This window comes from Pseudomonadota bacterium (assembly GCA_039033415.1).
GTDB lineage: Bacteria > Pseudomonadota > Gammaproteobacteria > Xanthomonadales > SZUA-38 > JANQOZ01.
In genome coordinates this window covers 17044-33610 of record JBCCCR010000030.1, presented here as the reverse complement: position 1 = coordinate 33610, position 16567 = coordinate 17044, and the positions used below count along the sequence as shown (strand labels likewise).

Sequence of the window (16567 nt, the reverse complement as noted above, 5' to 3'; positions counted from 1 at the left end):
CTGACGGGGCGCAATTCTCCTACCTCCCACTCAATCAGGGTGCTGAGTTCTGCCAACGCTGAGGCACCCGGCGCAGCTCGGTGAGGTCGTAACCCATGGCTGCTACCTGCTTGGTCAGCGCCTCATAAGCCGCATCGGACAGCTCCGGCTCGCGAGCCATGATCCAGACATAGTCGCGCTTGTTTCGACCGATGATGGTGGTGCCGTATTCCTCGTCCAGGTGGACAATGCGGAAGTCGGAACGAAACGGCCACAAGAACTGCATCCCCCACACCGCGTTTGAGTCTGTATCCGTCACAATCGCGTTGGGTTCATATTGCTTCTCGGGTCCGTCAAAACCCTTATTCCGGAACGTAAACGTGGTGTTGATCCGATCGCCGTTGCGCTCGTAGCTCTCAATCGCGTTATACGCATTGCGCTCCACAAACGCCGGGATGTGGGCAATTACATACCAGTCGCCCATAAAACGATCCAGGTCGACCTCCGGGACGGTGGCAAGCTCCGGGCTGCGGCCCGCGCATCCAATCAGGGTGGCCAGCAGCATCAGCGGCGCAATCGCTCGAAGGCGGCTCATGATCGCACCAGCCGGTAACGGAGCTGACGCCCCTTTTTGACGTAAGAAGTCAGGCCCAGCCATTCACCTTCGGGTGAGTACCACAGATCGAGATCGAGTCCCTCCGACTCAAGGCTATAGCGGTCTGCGGCAACCTGCTCACCGTCCACATCAATCGACTCACGACCGACGAGGTCGACATCCACGGACTGATAGGCACCGGTTTGAGAGTTCAGCAGCCGGGCATCTTGGAGCGCCGCCAGGTCCCAGTAGGCAAAGGTATGCACACATCCGGAATCCAGTGAGTCGCTACCGCCCGTCGCCGCCAGCTCGAAGCCAGCGGTATCGCGCTGACCGGTAACCTCCAGACGATCGCCGTTGTCGTTGGTGCGCGCCTCGATCCGCTCCAGGCATCCATCACGCCATGTTTCGATGTTTTCGTGCTCGTAGCGGTAGGCGGTCACAAAGAGCACTTTCACCTTAAACTCGGCTTCCGTCAGGAGCTGGTATCCACCGTCCTGTGGGTCCAGCCGAAAGTTGTGATAACCGATCGGATCGTCGTTCAGATATACCTGAAAGTTCCATTCGCGCGGTTCTGTATCTACGTCCAGCGCGGACAGGTTGCCGTTGGCGACGGCGGCACCGCCTGCCAGCAGCAGGGTCGCCCCAGCAGCGGCCGTTGAGAGTTGATTTAAAAGCTTCATGCCAGATCTCCTTGTTCCAGATCCGAACCGGTCGAGCGACGACGGGGTCCGGGAAAAAACGCGTTGGTTTCCCGCACGTAGCGGGCGTAAGCCGGCCGGCGTTGGCCGATGCCTTTCTCGAGCAGCGCGACGCCGGACACCTTCAGCAGCAGCAGGCCGGACATCAACAGCGGTGAAATAAAGGTCCACCAGCCTCCGGCGCCGAGGCTCAGCAGGAAGAAACCCCACCAAATGCAGAAATCGCCGAAGTAGTTCGGATGCCGGGTAAGGCCCCAGAGACCGCTGTCCAGCACCTTGCCGCGGTTGTCGGGGCTGGCCCGGAAGCGAGTCAGCTGCCAGTCGCCGCCGGCCTCAAAGATCAGGCCGATCAGCCAAAGCAACGCACCAGCCGCGTCCAGCGGCCCGAGCGGCGCGTCGCTCTGGACCGCCACCAGCAGCGGCAGAGCGATGACAAACGCCAGCAGCGCCTGCAGTCCAAACACGATGTACAGACTCTTAAACTCGAAGCCCGGCTGGTTGTTCGCGCGGATCTCCTGGTAGCGAAAGTCTTCACCCTCACCCCAGTTTCTCCAGGTGATGTAGGCCGACAGCCGAATCGCCCAGATCGCCAGCAGGGCCAGCACCAGCGCAACGCGGGGGCCGGTTGAGCTCAGGGTGAAGGCATACGTCGAGACGGTCAGCAAAAACATGAGCGACCACATTGAATCGACGATGCTCACATCCTTCAGCCGCAGGCTCAGCACCCAACCCAGGCCGGCGAACGCGACAACCGCCGCGAGGGCCGTCAAAAATGCGCTCAGCTCAAACATGGGCCACCTCCCGCGACTCAGCCGTTGAGCCGAAATTGGAAGCGAGCGCCAGCAGGCTGGGGAGCAGCACCGACCAGGTTGCCGACAGGCTGACCAGCGCCAGCGCGGTGTCGGGAAAGGTCACGGCTCCCATCTTTGCGCCGGCGAGATACGACAGCGGTCCGGAGACGGCGCCGAGAATCGTTGCCACCGTCCAGCGGTGCTGCAGCCAGCGGAAGGCGACGTTCAGCGTGGTGCCAAAACCGATCCACAGGCCGAAGATCCACACCGGCGCGAGCCATGATGCGAGCTGCCCCGACGTGTACTGCAGCATGCCGGTGGCAGCAAACAGGCTGTCGGTGCTGAAGCCAATCAGGGCTGTCAACAGCACCAGCCGAAGTTCCTGGTGTTTGTTGGGTACGGCAAACAGATGGCCCGTCAGGACGGCTGCTGCGGCCCAGACGCCGAGCCAGGGGCTAAGGTTGGCTGCCCCGAGGATGGCGGCGGCCCACACCAGCTTGAAGGCTACAGCGTTGGCCAGCACGTGGACGGTGGATGGCGTCTTCGCGGCTGGCAGGCTTGCCATGGCGGTTGCGCCGGTTTCGGTTTGGAACTGCATGATGGTGTCTCCTGTTGTGATGGACACATCCTGCGGCTCCGGCGCCTTTCAGAGGTCTCTGTTCCTTTTCCAGTTGTTTCTAAATGTATCTGTAGCCCCGAAACTCGGTGTTTGAACGATTTTTTGATGCCCAATGCCGCTATGCTGTGGCCATGAACAGGGTCCTGATCATTGACGACGACGAGCGCCACTCGGCGCTGCTCAAAAGCTACTTTGAGCGCTTTGGCATCGAGTTGATCTGTGCCGGGGACGCGGAGACCGGGCTGCCGATGATCGACACCGAAAAGCCTGACCTGCTGCTGCTCGACGTGATGCTGCCTGGCAAAGATGGTTTTGAGATTTGTCGGGAGGTCCGGCGCCAGGGCCAGCTTCCGGTGATCATGCTTACCGCCCGTGACGACGTGATCGATCGCGTATCCGGCCTTGAGCTCGGCGCTGACGACTACATCACCAAACCGTTTGAGCCCCGCGAACTGGTTGCCCGCATCAACACGATTCTGCGCCGATCCGGCGGGCAATCTGAAGCACCACAAAATGGTGTGCTGCGCTTTGAGGGGCTGGAAATCGATCCGTCCAAGCGCTCGGTGCACGCTGATGGTGCTGAGGTCAATCTCACGTCCATGGAATACGAGCTGCTGTTCCTGCTCGCCAGCAACCCGGGACAGAAAATGTCGCGGGATGAGATCCTTAATCAGCTCAAAGGGATCGACTCGACAATTCTCACCCGCTCGGTGGACATCATGATCAGCCGACTGCGCCAGAAGCTCAACGACACGGAAAAACCGGGTCGACTGATTCAGACCGCCTGGGGTTATGGGTATCTGTTTACCGGCCAGTCAGTCAGCGAATGAGCAACCGCCTGACTCGATCGCTGTCGCTGCGGCTGCTGATCATTTTCCTGCTGTTAGGAGCCCTGTTCGCGTACGGCGCAAGTCTGGCGGTGCGCTGGGTATACGCCACCGATCAGCTGCGCGAGCTGGTCAGCGGCCACCTGTCGCTGCACGTGAACTACGTGCGGCAGGATGTCGGTTTCCCGCCGGAGATAGCAAGGGCTGAGGCGATCACCCAAAAGGTACCGGTGGACATACGGCTTGCCGGCCCCGATCTGGATTGGGCCTCCCATCCTGATTTCCCCCCGCTTACTGAACTGGAATTTGGGTCGAGCGAAACGTTTGGCGCCGACGTACAGACCTGGCTCCGCGACCTGGAAGATGTGACGTTCGCCGTTTGGGGTGGCCGCGGCTACCTTCGCATGGTCAACGGCCCCTACGTCATCGTGGTGGCAACGCCGACATTGCGTCAGCCGATCGATGACCGCCAGCTAACGCCGTTGATTATGGTTATTGGACTCGCGCTGGTGCTCCTGGCCTACCTTGCCGTGCGGTGGTTGTTCAAACCGCTGGATGCGATACGAGAGGGTGCGGCAAAGATGGGTGGAGGGGAGCTGCAGCACCGGATAACCCGGGTCCGACAGGATCAGCTGGGTGACCTGGCGAGTGAAATCAACGCGATGGCTGATCAGGTTCAACGCATGCTGGACGCCAAGCGTCAGCTGCTGCTCGGCATCAGCCACGAGCTGCGCACACCCCTGTCGCGCATGAAGCTGGCGCTGGAGCTGTCCGAACCAACCGCTCAGTCTGAGGGAATGAAGGAAGATGCGCTCGAGATGGAGACCATCATCGACGCGCTGCTGGAGGCCGAACGGCTCAACGATCGGCACCGCGCGCTGGCCCGCTCAGAGGTTGTCATCAGCGATCTGATCGAGACCATGCTGCGTGATTACTTTGCCCGCGACGGTGAGTACATTCAGGTGGAGATGGAAACCGACGTCACGCTTCTTGCCGATCGGGTCAGGCTGACGCTGATGCTGAAGAACTTGATTGCCAACGCGCTGCGCTACGGGAATCGAGAAGAAGGACCGGTGGCAATCCAGGCGAGACGCGACGTCGATCACCTGCAGATCGCCGTCGCCGACCACGGTCCGGGCCTGGACGAACAGCAGGCTGAGGCACTCGGCGAACCCTTCTTCCGGAGTGACGCCTCCCGGGCTCGCCAAACGGGCGGCACCGGTCTCGGGCTTTATCTCGCGCGGCTGGTTGCCGAAGCTCACGGTGGCAGCCTAGCTCTGGACCGGACCTGGAAATCCGGGGCCCGGCTGGTGGTTACGCTGCCGCTCTAACGCGCATAACCCGCCGGCGAAACGCCGAAGCGCTCTTTGAAGCGCCGGGAAAAATACGACACGCTGTTGAAGCCCACCGTCATCGCAACCTGGCTCACGTTACCGGCCTTGTTTTTCAGCAATGTTGCCGCCTGGAGCAGCCGTTGTTCGCGAAGGTACTCCTCAGGCGCCAGGTCGGTTTCCTTTTTGAGCTGCCGGTAAAGCGTGGTTCGATCCATATGCAGCGCCTCGGCCCAGTCCCGTGGGCCAAAGTCGCCATCGCCGAGGCGTTCATCGAGCACCTCGTGTGCTCTGGTCATAAACGCGGACCGCGTTTCTTGTGGCTCCGCTGCCGCGAGCTCCCGTAAGCGGCGCCTCGAGCTGATCAGTCCCGCCACGCGGGCGGCGAGTTCAGCGGTATCGAAAGGCTTGGCGAGGTAGTCGTCGGCGCCGAGCTCCAGTCCGGTCACGGTATCGCGTTTAGTGGTTTTGGCGCTCAGCAAGATGATCGGAATGAAGTCGGTTTCCGGATCCTGTTTCAGCTCGGCTGTCATCTGGAGGCCGTCCTTCACCGGCATCATGACATCGCTGATGATCACATCGGGCACTTCCGCTCGCGCGGTGTCGAGCCCGGCCTGACCATCTGCGGCCTGCAGGATTCGGTAGTTGGCTCCGAGGCGCATGCTGAGAAAACCGCGCAGCTCCTCATTGTCGTCGACCAGCAACACGGTGGGAATGTCGTCGCTGTCGAGCGAGGCGAGCTCGACTTCCGGATCCACCACGGGGCGAGCCTCCTGGCGAAGGTCCGGCAGCTCGTCGGGGAATCGGACCTCAAAACGAGCGCCGCTGCCGGGCTTGCTGGTCGCCGAAATGTCGCCGCGGTGAAGGCACACGAGGTCTCTGACCAGCGCCAGGCCGATGCCGGTTCCCGGCGCGCTGGCGTGAGTTTGGTCGCCCTGATAGTAGCGCTCAAAAATTCGGGGCAGATCTTTTTCCGTTATTCCGGGACCCTGGTCGGCGACCACCAGCACCACCTCCTGGTGGTCGGGGCCAGGCTCGACGGTGAGCGTGACGCTGATGGCGCCCCCTGCGGGGCTGAATTTCATGGCGTTTGACATGAGGTTCCGAATCACCTGCTGCATATGACCGGGATCGTAATCGGCGATCACCGTCTCGCTGATGCCGGCTGCGTCGAGCACCACTGCCTGTTTTTCCGCCTCATTCACAAAGCTCAACACACCTTCTTTGATCAGCTTTGCCAGGTTGTCCCGTGCGATCGATACCGGCATCTCGCCGGCTTCCAGGCGTTTCAGGTCCAGGATCTGTCCGATCAAACCCTGCAGCGTGTGGGTGTTGCGCAAGGCCATGGCCACATGCTGCTGAGCCTCCTCGCTCAGCTCGCCTGCCCGCCCGCTCGCCAGCTCCTCCAGCGGGCCCCGGGCCAGTGTCAGAGGCGTGCGGAATTCATGGGATACGTTGGCAAAAAATTGCGACTGCGCCTCGTTCAGCGCCTTGAGCTCCCGGGCCTGGCGGCGAACTTCACCGGTCCGCTCCGCAACTTCCGTTTCCAGCTCCTGCTGGCGCGCCAGCAGCGTGGCCTGTCTTCGTCGCTGGCCCAGCCAGCCGGCCAGCCAGAGCAGGAGGATGCCCGCTGCGCCGTAGGCCGCGAGCGCTGGGCCTGAGAGATAGGCAGGGGGCCGTACCGAAAACGCGAGGGGCGCCGAACGCGATACCTCACCTAAAACGTTTCGGGCTTCCACCTCGAATTGATAGTCGCCGCCAGGAAGATTGGTGTAATCGCGGCGCGTTTCCTCACTCCAGGGACTGAACCCCTCTTCCAGTCCATTGAGGCGGACCCGGTACTCGTTGCGCCTGGGCTGCTGAAAACTGGCGAGCGCATATTCGAAGCGGAGCGCGTCACGCCGGTTGGGAAGCACCGCCGACAGCTCGCCGCCATTCCCAGCCAGCAATAGGTCCCCGGTGTCGGTGTACCCCATCCGACGAACGTGCACCTGACTTTCAGCGTCAGCCTTTGAGGCAAATTCATCCGGGTTCACGGCCAGCAGGTCCGGCAAGCGTGGCAGCCACACCTTGCCACGCAGCAGTCGGAAAAACGCTGTAGCCCCCTCATTGATGTCACGAAGAACGCGCCCCTCCCAGACGAACTGTCCAGAGGGCTCGATGCTGCCGTGCCAGATGTCTGACACCCCGCCAAGCACCGCCAGCAGCTTACCGGGCCGATACTCGTCGAGCCTGAATACGTCTTTGGTCTCGCCAAGCTGTTCATTACCAAACAGCGGGTCCAGCTCCAGCGCGTTGCCGTCTGCGGTGAGCTGATAGCCACCTTGGGTCGTACCGAAAACCAGCCGACCCCCAGCACGAAACACGTGGGCGTTGCCTTCCGGGACACCGTCGTCAGCGTCAAGCGTCCGGATCAAGTTCAGCGAATTGCCCTCCCATCGAAGCTGGTGAAACTGACCCGTACCGGACCCGGCCCAAACGGTGCCGTCATCAGCTTCCGCCAAGGGCCCAATGCGTTCATCGATACCGGCGATCTGATCCTGGGCGACCCACCCACTTCCATCATTGGTCAACAAGCCCATGCCGGCATCGAGTTCGACATAAAAAGCGTTGCGAAAGCGCGACGGAAAAAGTGAGTAGGCGTAGCTGTGGCTCAGCAGGACGCCGTCGCTGACAGCGGTTCGTGCCTTGATGTCGATCTGCATGAGCTGGACGCCATTGTGGCCCGCCACCAGCAGGCCTTCTGGCGTCAGCTGCATGTCGAACGACTCCTGGATGGGTGCTTCCAGCGAAACCAGCTCACCGACCGAACCCTCACCTTCGGTTAGCAGCCCCACACCGATCAGCCCGCCAACCAGCAGCTCACTATCCTGCTCAACAATCGCCCGCGGTGAGTTCATGTTCAGGTCAGCGTCATAGACGCGCAGCGATCGCTGCAGCTCTACACGAGCGATGGCGGCATCCTGGGCCAGCCACAAGCCGCCCTGATGGTCGACGGTGATACCGGTCGTCGTGTTCTGGGTGAGCCCGGCGTCCCGGTCGACCTGCTCGAGGAGCTGACCGTCTACCCCCAGCCGGAACACGCCGCTGTTGATGGTGCTCACCGCAACGGTGCCGTCACTCAAGAGCAGCCCCTGGTAGGGCCAGGCAGTCCGCAGCGACTCATCGTTGTTGAACCGCTCAGGCGGCCCATCGCTCAACAGATACATGCCATCGTCGTAGGTGCCGATCACGATGCGCTCCGGGTCGAGCGGCACAAAAAACGTGATCTTGCTGCTTTCGGGCCAGCGCCAGCGATCCAGTGGCTCGGGCGGTTCGGCGGGAAGGTCGGTCAGGTCGTAAAGTCGGTCTTTGGAAAACACGTAGTAGCGATCACCCAGCACGAAAGTGATGCTGAACGGACCGTCCCAACGGTCCATCGTTCTGAACCCGTCGCCGTCCCAGCGATAGATCCGGTCGATCGTGTTGAAGTAGACCGCATCACCGAGAAAATGCACGTGGCGGGTCTCGCCGAAGTTTCGTTCATCCTCGGGCAGCTCATCGCTGATTGACCGATAAGCCAGCTCGCCCCGGCTGTCGCGTCGAAAAACCCCAAAGTTGCTCGGCGAGGCGACCCAGACGCCACCCTGTTCGTCGATCTTCAGGTCGCGTACCCGGCCATCGTTCTGCGTCTGGACGTTGCGCCAGCTCGCTCCGTCATAAACCAGCAGGCTGGAGCTGTTGCCGGCGTAGATCAGGCCATCCGGCCCCTGACGAATCACCCAGTTCTGCGCGTTGCCGCCGTACTCGGCCATGGTCCAGGACTCGATCAGCGGCTTGCCGGCGGGCGTTTGCGCTACGGCGCTGACCGTAACGATTAGGCCAAGCAGCAGAAAGCATAAGGCTAAGCGACGCAAGCCGATGGCCCCCGCTCTGGTGGTGGGAAATCGTTGCCTCGAGGATCTCCCTGCTTTTGCCGGTGCCGGGGCGCCGGACTGCGCGGCTGATTCTTTGGTCCTCACGGTGGTCATGATACCCGGCGTGCCGGGTTTTCGACGGTTTTTGACCCTGAAAGGCCACGGATCACGCCATAGCCAATTGCGGGTGCCAATGCGCCACAAAGCAAAGATCTGCAACGGCGGAGCATGCTACGAGATGTCTCGGCGTGCAGACTGAAGAGCATGACAAGGAGGGATTCAATGGTAATCGGCCCGATACCTATCGGCGGGAAAGCGATACCAATCCGTCGGTTCAGGCTTTGGTGCCTGCAGGTGATTGTGTTGCTCGCCGCCGGTCACTTCACCGGCGCTTCGCGGGCGTCTGTCACCGACTACGGCGTCGATATCTACGCGTGGGCGGCGCAGGCGGGCGACTGGCAGGCGCGGGCTTTCGAACAGGACTTTGCGCTTCAGCCCGGCAACGGCTGCCTGTCCGGTGTCGGCACTCAGGTCATCCTGCTGGCGGGTGGCGGAACAATTCAGGTTAGTTTGTCCGACGGTAGCTGTCCGATCCGCGACGGGGTCGCGCTGGAGGACGTAGCTGACGCCTACATCACCGATGGGGATACGCTGAGCCTGCGGTTTGATCCGCCGATTCATGCGTTCTACAGCTACTACGGCTCTGTGGCCGCCGGTGCCCTTGTGACCGTGACGCTCGTCGATTCGCAGGGCGGCATGATCGATGCGCTCGAGGGTCCTGAGGACCCTTCGTCAGCGTCGCGTATCGGTCATGGGTTTGTGTCTGAAGTTCCCATAGCGGAGCTGATCTTTGACAGCACCGAGGTTGGATCAACGTTGCTGGGGGCGTTTTATGATTTGAATACCGACCAGCAGCCAACCTTCGAAGACCTGGGTCTGCGCTGTGCCGCTCGGCCCGAATATGGCGGTGCGCGGTGCGACTTTGCCTTTAGCTATGGGCTTTCGCCGATTGAAGAGCTGTCCTCAGGCACGGCCAGGTCGAGCTACCGCAGCGCTGTTGCCCTGGACTCCGACACGCTGCTGGCCACTGAGCAGAGCAATCAGGTGGACGTCTTCGATCGGCAGGGGGAACGCTGGGTTGTCTCGCCGTCACCGATCGTGATGCCCGCCACGGGCGGCTTGTTGATTGCGAATCAATTCGGTCGGGCGCTGGCGCTTGACGGAAACCGGGCGCTGATCGGGTCTAACCTCAGCCTGACCGCCGAGATTTTTGATCGCCAGCCAAGCGGCGAATTCCTTCGCGACGAGAATTTCCAGACGCCCGCCGCGCTGCCGCAAAACAATGAATATGGTACTGGCGTTGCCCTGCGGGGGGACCTCGCCGCCGTCAGTGCGCCGCTATTTACTCCGCCTCCCGGCAAAGGCATGCCATCGAGCCTGGTCTATATCTTTGAACGCCTGGCGACGGGTGAGTGGGACTTGGTCAGCCGCATTAGTATCCGTCTGGAGGAGCTGCCCGTGCCTGGCAACAGCTTTGACTCCGGCCAACCCTTCGCCGGTCAGCTCGCGTTCACGGCGGACGATGAGCTGCTGGTCAGCGCGTTCGACAGAGGCTTCGGCGGTGGTCTTGGCACCGTTCAAGTCATTCGCAACAACGGCGTGGCCTGGCGAAGGGAGCAGACGCTGCGGGCGACCGAGCCAAATAGCCAGGTGTTTGGCGGGCGGCTGGCGGCCGAGGATGGGCGCGTGGCCATCGCGGACCCGCTGGGTAAGCGCGTTTACCTGTTTGAACGAGACGCGTCAGGCGACTGGCAGCCCCAGCAGACGCTCATGCCTGCGGACGAGGGCCGGGTCGATGTTTTTGGCCTGAGCCTGGCGCTGGATGAGCAGCGCCTGCTGATCGGTTCTGCGGCAGACCTTGGCCGGGTGATGTCAGCCATCTACGTCTTTGAGCGGGATGCAGGCGGCATTTGGCGGCAGGTTGCGAAGATAGCGCCAAGGGATCGCGGCGTTGGGCCGCCGGGTCTTGGGTTCGCTCGCTCGGTAGCCGCAGGCGACGGTACGGTCGTCAGTCCAGGCAGTCCGCTGGGGCTGTATCTGTTTGAGGATGGTGCGTTTGAGTTTCCCGACCTAAGTGCAGTTTTCTCCGACGGCTTCGAGGAATGACCAACCAAGGTTGCTAACCGAACCGTCCGCCCAGCGACTTCTTTAAATTCAACGACTTAGGCCAGGCCCGCAACCACCGTACAATCTTTGGCAACCAGCCGATATTCCGCCACAAACCTGCCGCCAGCATACTCACCGAAGGACACGATGAGAGAACGTCATGAGTGGCTTACGGAATATTTTTCTAATTGTGCTGAGCATGTGCTGGTGCTCGGCAGCGCTCGCGATTACCGATGTCATTACCAGCAAGTCTCGATTTCTGACGCTGACGGGAGCAAGTCAGGTCACGGAGCCGTATCCAAGCGGTAACCTGGGCGCCACGTCCTTCGAATCCGGCAGCGTGACCTTCACGCCCGTGCAGGGGTCGGGGCTGAATTTCTCCGAGTGGACGTCGCTGTTTCCTGGCAATGACCTGGCACTGAACGGCTCGACTAATCTAAACCTCGATCTCAGCTTTTCTGCATCAGCGATCGGCTTCGATTTCGCCGATTCGGGCAGCAACTCAACTTTTGCGATTCTCCTGCGGCGCGATGGTCAAACGGTGGCATCCGCGTCCGTTTCTACCGACTCGGCAACGCGTTTTGTTGGGCTCTGGAGCGATCGGACGTTTGACCAGATCGAGATCCGCGAGACCGTCGGCGGGGCGGAGAACGAGTTTATTGGCCGAGTCTACGTCGGCAGCCTGAGAAACCGTGATCTGAGCTCAAATACCCCGGCGCTGATTTGCCAGTTTCCGCTGCTCGCGGCGCACAATTTTTCCCTCGGGGCCTCGCTCGTGGCCCCGGAGCCGCTTGGCTTGGGTTTTGGCCTGGCGGCCCACAGCGCCAATCTGGCGCTGAAGTTTTGCCTGCCGTTTGCGGTGGCGCCTGCCGACATCATTGCCTACGCCGACGATCCGTTTAACGCGGACCCCAATAGCCCAAGCGCCTGCTTCAAGACCTTCGACCACAAGCGGGTGCATTCGCAGTTCACCAACGTGCTGGGCATCCCGGTGCAGTACGACTATGACTGGGGTGAGCTGGGCACGCCGCAGGTGGTGCACCAGAACTCCGACGTTGAGGTCTACATGTTGCGTGGATTGCTACCGCCGTTTGTGGACGACGCAAGCCTGGCGGCCTTTCTGGGCGATGAGTTTGCCACCGACGGCATCTACTCAGACTGTGATGGCGTCAAGGAGATCAGCAACTCGGGCCATCTATGCCCGTATTCCAGTCAGCGGCAGCTGACGCACAAGGTGGGGCGGGGCGGCAACACCTACCGCTTCGACGTCAACATGGGGCTGCTGGACTTTGTGTTTGTACCGGTGCCCAAGTTCCCGCAGGGCACCAAGAACCCGGCGGTCAAGCAGTTTGCGCTGCAGGTGCTGGTAGAGGTGACCCAGATCGTCTGGGACATCGCGCTGGGCGGCTGGCGCTTCGGCAACTTCGTCGACCGTAATCAGATTGTGGCGATCTACGATGTACACCCGCCAGAGATCGACAAAGCCAGCGGTGACTTCAACGGCGACGGGCAGGTCAACGGCGCAGACCTGGCGTTTATCGACAATGTTGTTATCGAAGCTGACGAGATCGGCGGCGTTTCTGCCAGTCGGTTCCGCAGCTTCCTGCGGGGCATGTACAACGTGTCCGACGCCTGCGACCGGGCCACCAGCTTCGGCCCGACCTTTCCCAGCGACGAACTGCGGGTGTTCTGGCCGGTCGACACCGCTGTCCAGGACAACTCCTTTGAAATCACCTGGCTTGCCCGAGACGCGGGGCCCAACGAGCAGGGGTTGCGCAACGAAGCCTCCACAACTCAGCGCGTCCGCGTCGTGGACACCCGCCCGCCGGTCATCCAGCCGCCGATGGATATCGTTGAGCTGACCAGCGAAACGCAGGTGACGCTGGATCTTGGGCAACCGCTGGTGTTTGACCTCGTGGATCTGAATCCCGTCATTATCAATGACGCCCAGTTTCCGCTATCGCCCGGCATCCACGACATTACCTGGACAGCCACCGACGCCTCGGGCAACGCCGCATCAGCGGTTCAGCGGGTCAACATCAAGAACAGCAACATCACACCTGAGGCGCTGTCCCAGACCGGCGGCGAGCGCGCCAACGCTGTTTCGTTTGAGCCGATGGAGCTGCGGGTTGAGGGGAGTGACCCCGACGGCGACCCGCTCAACTTCTTTATCGAAGACTATCCTGAGAACGGCTTTTTTGTGGCGCCGCTCTATCCGTTTTTCATCGAGGATTATCGGCTGGAGGCGAATTTGACCGACGAGGACGTCGAGGAGATCTGCGAAAACCGGACGCCCGGTATGGGCAGCTTTCTCGACCTGGAGGTGATTCGCGACCCCAGCTATTTCTCCGTGCTCGATGATGGCACTACCTATGTGATCGATCGCGGGCTGGTTGAGTGTCGCGAGGACCGCGGCCTGCCCCCGAGCTTTGACTTTCGGCTGGCAGTTTTTGATTCCGCAGGCACTTTTATCGCCGCAGAAGTGCAGAATGACGAGCCCGACGATCTGTATATCGATATTCGAACTGACCGGGTCTACAGCACCTTCGGTGAAATCAGCCGAAGCTCGATAGAGACACTGGATGCCGACCTCAATCCGATTCAGTTTTACAACCTGTTCAGCATGCCGACCAGGGATGGAGGCTCTCGCAATATTCCTTTTGCCCGCGGCGCGGTCGCGGATACGCAGGGTGTGATTTACGTTGTTGATAATCAGGGAAACGTCCACGCCGTTCGAGCCGAGATTGATCCCAACGGCAACAGCATCCGACCCGAGTACCTGGGGCTGGTGCTGAGTATCGACGGCAGCGGCAACAATAACGCTGACCTGGCAATCGACACGGACGACAACGTCTACGCGTCCGTAAACGAGCGCATTTACAAAATTCCGCGCGCGGCTCCAACGGACGACGGCTACTTCGATTTCAGCACCGAAATCCGGTGGATGGGTCGCTGCACCGTCGACCGGGCACCCGGTGATCAGGCCGTGTGTGATGTCGCCAACGAACGCACGCTTGGCTATAGCTGTACCGACGAGTGGTGTGAAGACGGGTTCGGTGTCGCGAGAGGGGGCCAGCCCGGCCAGTTCGACGACCCTCGCGGCATTGCCATCGATCCCAACGACAACCTTTACGTGACGGATTTTCAAAACTTCCGTGTGCAGCGCTTTACGCCGGACGGGTTTTTTGCCGGGCAGGCGGAGTCGGAGTGTGACGGCAACTGTTTTGTGATCGGCGACTTCGGCCGCCCCAGCGACATCGCCGTGAACTCTAACCACTTTTTTATCTTAGATACGTTCACCGAACTCCTTCACGTATCCCAGACCACCCCCTTCAAGGAAATTGGCGATGACTTCGCGATCCTTGACTACTCGTCCAACAACAACTTTGCCTGCGTGCTAAGCGCTGACTGCGTCGATACCTTTACCTTCAGCGTTTCGGACGGCGTGAGAGATCCGGATTCGGGCCAGATGCAGCGCAGCGCGCCGGCGCTGGTGGAAATCGAGGTGGCCCGAAACTTCCGACCACCCTTTGCCACGCCGGGCATCACGGTAGAGGTACGGGAAGACACGCCGACGCTGATTACGCTGGACGGGTCAGATCCCGATCCGCTGGACATGCTGACCTTCACTATCACTGAGATGCCGCAGCACGGAACGCTGACCCTAAGCGGCAACCAGGCGACCTATACACCGGATCTCAATTTTGTTGGCGAAGACCACTTCAGCTTCAACACGAGCGACGGTCTGGATACCTCGGCCAGCGAGGCGGTCACCAACCTGGTGGAAAACGTCAACGACCCGGCCGTCGTAACCTTCGATGACGAACCGATTACGGCAGCGCGGGGTTTTGACACCCTACTGGAAGGCACGCTGACCGATCCGGACGCCGCGGACAAACATTCCCTGCTGGTGCGATGGAACGACGGCAGCCCAGACGAGCCCGAGGGGGAGATCACCATGATGGGCATGATTACCGGCCCCATGCTGATGGAGCGCGCCACGGGTGACGGCTCAATCCGGGCCAGTCACGTGTTCGAAAACGCCGGTTTGTTCAGCGTCCAGTTCTGCGTCACCGACCAGATCGACGACTCCAGCGGGAACAAGGTTCCGACGGCGGACTCGCTCACGCTGTGTTCGCCGGTCGACGTGCAGGTCGAGGACCTGCTGGATCTGACGCTGACCGTGAATGGACCCGACGTGCTTGTGCAAGGCCAGTCGAGCAACTACGAAATCACGCTGACCAATGAACAGCCGTCGAGCGGCTCGGGTCTCACCGCCACTGGCCTGACCGCCACTGTCGACATCGATCCGGTGCTGATCACCTCAGCGCCGGCGGGCTGCACGCTGACGGGCAGCCGAGCGTCGTGCAGCTTCGGCGATCTTGCAACGGGCGAAAGCGACACCATCACCATTCCGATCATCGTGCCGGCGGACCCCGGCGGCGCCAACAGCGTGACGAGCGAGGTTGACGTACTGGTGGATCAAACTGACAGAAAAGGAGCCAACAAACTGGTTGTCACGACGCCGCTGGCGACGGATGCGGACATCATCATCGGCGGAGCGGGCGATCAGGAACTGGCGGATGATGAGGATGCGGTTCCGGGCGACGGTCTCTGTGAGGGCAACAACACCAGGACCTGCAATCTTCGGGCAGCCGTGATGGAAGCCAACGCGTCTGCGTCGATCAACTCGATTGCGCTGGGCAACGGCGTGTTTGCGTTGACGCAAATGCCCCCGGGCCTGACCAAGTCGTCGGCACTGGGTGATCTGGATGTGACTGAAGATCTCACAATTACCGGTAATGGCCCGCATTTCTCTTTCATCAACGCGGGCGGCGTCGACCGGGTGCTGGACGTAACCGCAACCCTCGTGCTGGAAGGCGTGACGCTTTCGGGCGGGCTCTCCGCTGAGGGTGACAACGGCGCCGCAATTCGCGTAACCGGCGACGGCCGGGTGGTCCTGCGCAACGTGCGCATCACCGGCAACGACGCGGCGGGCGCGGGCGGCGCGATCTGGGTCGACAGCACCCAGCCGGACGCGCTGCTGATCGAAAACAGCGTGATCAGCGCCAACACCGCTGCAGACGGCGCCGGGATTGTCATGGTGAACGGCGGTGCTCAGCTCACGAACGTGACCCTCTCAGCGAACCGCGCCAGCGGTGATGGCGGAGCTATCCTGCTTCAGGGCGGTACGATGACCTTGCTGAACGTAACGGTAGCGGGTAACTCCGCCGTTCGTGGCGGTGGTGTGCTGCTGGACGGCGGCACGCTGGACACAACCAATTCACTGTTGGCGGACAACGCAGCGAGCACGGGCGCGGACTGCCAGTCGCTCGGCGGCAGCCTGATCTCCGGCGGCGGTAACCTGGTGGAACGGCCCGACGGCTGCAGCGGCTGGAATGCCAGCCTGGACAAGCTGGATGCACCACCCGGCATCACCGAACTGCTGGACAACGGCGGCCCGACCCGAACCTACGCGCTGCTGCCGGGCAGCCCGGCAAGGGATGGCGGGTTGCTAGCATCCTGTCCAGGGACCGATCAGCGTGGCCAGCCGCGAGCGACAGACGGTGTCGGTAACGGCCAGCCCGGCTGCGATATCGGTGCGTTTGAAGCGGCCGCGGTTCCGCTGCAGGAGACCATCTTTGCTGATTCGTTTGAGTAA

9 protein-coding genes are annotated in these 16567 nt (G+C 61.4%); 4 read left to right on the top strand and 5 right to left on the bottom strand.

Features of this window, described 5'->3' with window-relative positions; all coding sequences use genetic code 11:
* Positions 1–34: 34 nt before the first annotated feature.
* From AAF358_21150 to AAF358_21135, 4 genes are read right to left on the bottom strand one after another with little or no spacing between them, the layout of a single operon-like run.
* Positions 35–574 carry a lipocalin family protein gene (locus tag AAF358_21150; protein ID MEM7708073.1) on the bottom strand — a complete coding sequence of 180 codons (540 nt, stop codon included), beginning with the start codon at positions 572–574 and terminating at the stop codon, positions 35–37.
* Entirely contained in the window at positions 571–1257 is a 687-nt protein-coding gene (locus AAF358_21145; protein MEM7708072.1) for a DUF6134 family protein, read from the bottom strand. Before AAF358_21145 ends, AAF358_21150 begins: the two co-directional genes overlap by 4 nt.
* A complete protein-coding gene (locus AAF358_21140) occupies positions 1254–2066 on the bottom strand; it encodes a DUF1295 domain-containing protein (protein MEM7708071.1) in 813 nt (270 codons plus the stop codon). The genes AAF358_21145 and AAF358_21140 overlap by 4 nt, the downstream gene beginning before the upstream one ends.
* On the bottom strand, positions 2059–2664 hold the full coding sequence (locus AAF358_21135) for a DUF2878 domain-containing protein (protein ID MEM7708070.1): 606 nt from the start codon (positions 2662–2664) through the stop codon (positions 2059–2061). The genes AAF358_21140 and AAF358_21135 overlap by 8 nt, the downstream gene beginning before the upstream one ends.
* Before the next feature lie 152 nt (positions 2665–2816).
* On the opposite strand from AAF358_21135, the gene AAF358_21130 reads away from it, so the two are divergent.
* The gene (locus tag AAF358_21130) at positions 2817–3515 is read left to right on the top strand and encodes a response regulator transcription factor (protein ID MEM7708069.1); all 699 of its coding nucleotides are present in this window, start codon (positions 2817–2819) and stop codon (positions 3513–3515) included.
* Positions 3512–4843, top strand: coding sequence for a HAMP domain-containing sensor histidine kinase (locus AAF358_21125; protein MEM7708068.1), 1332 nt, complete (start codon positions 3512–3514; stop codon positions 4841–4843). The genes AAF358_21130 and AAF358_21125 overlap by 4 nt, the downstream gene beginning before the upstream one ends.
* Here the strand turns inward: AAF358_21125 and AAF358_21120 are convergent.
* Positions 4840–8739 (bottom strand): hybrid sensor histidine kinase/response regulator transcription factor, encoded by a 3900-nt coding sequence (locus AAF358_21120; GenBank protein ID MEM7708067.1) that lies wholly within the window; start codon positions 8737–8739, stop codon positions 4840–4842. The genes AAF358_21125 and AAF358_21120 overlap by 4 nt on opposite strands.
* Positions 8740–9021: 282 nt before the next feature.
* Here AAF358_21120 and AAF358_21115 point away from each other — a divergent pair, with 282 nt between their 5' ends.
* A complete protein-coding gene (locus AAF358_21115) occupies positions 9022–10905 on the top strand; it encodes a hypothetical protein (GenBank protein ID MEM7708066.1) in 1884 nt (627 codons plus the stop codon).
* Positions 10906–11065: 160 nt separating this feature from the next.
* Positions 11066–16567: a choice-of-anchor Q domain-containing protein gene (locus AAF358_21110; protein ID MEM7708065.1), complete on the top strand. Its 5502-nt coding sequence runs from the start codon at positions 11066–11068 to the stop codon at positions 16565–16567.

Excerpts from the sequence above, each read along its gene's own strand:
- AAF358_21145 (MEM7708072.1), bottom strand. The coding sequence starts at position 1,257 with ATGAAGCTTTTAAATCAACTCTCAACGGCCGCTGCTGGGGCGACCCTG.
- AAF358_21130 (MEM7708069.1), top strand. The coding sequence starts at position 2,817 with ATGAACAGGGTCCTGATCATTGACGACGACGAGCGCCACTCGGCGCTG.
- AAF358_21140 (MEM7708071.1), bottom strand. The coding sequence starts at position 2,066 with ATGTTTGAGCTGAGCGCATTTTTGACGGCCCTCGCGGCGGTTGTCGCG.
- AAF358_21135 (MEM7708070.1), bottom strand. The coding sequence starts at position 2,664 with ATGCAGTTCCAAACCGAAACCGGCGCAACCGCCATGGCAAGCCTGCCA.
- AAF358_21150 (MEM7708073.1), bottom strand. The coding sequence starts at position 574 with ATGAGCCGCCTTCGAGCGATTGCGCCGCTGATGCTGCTGGCCACCCTG.
- AAF358_21115 (MEM7708066.1), top strand. The coding sequence starts at position 9,022 with ATGGTAATCGGCCCGATACCTATCGGCGGGAAAGCGATACCAATCCGT.
- AAF358_21125 (MEM7708068.1), top strand. The coding sequence starts at position 3,512 with ATGAGCAACCGCCTGACTCGATCGCTGTCGCTGCGGCTGCTGATCATT.
- AAF358_21110 (MEM7708065.1), top strand. The coding sequence starts at position 11,066 with ATGAGTGGCTTACGGAATATTTTTCTAATTGTGCTGAGCATGTGCTGG.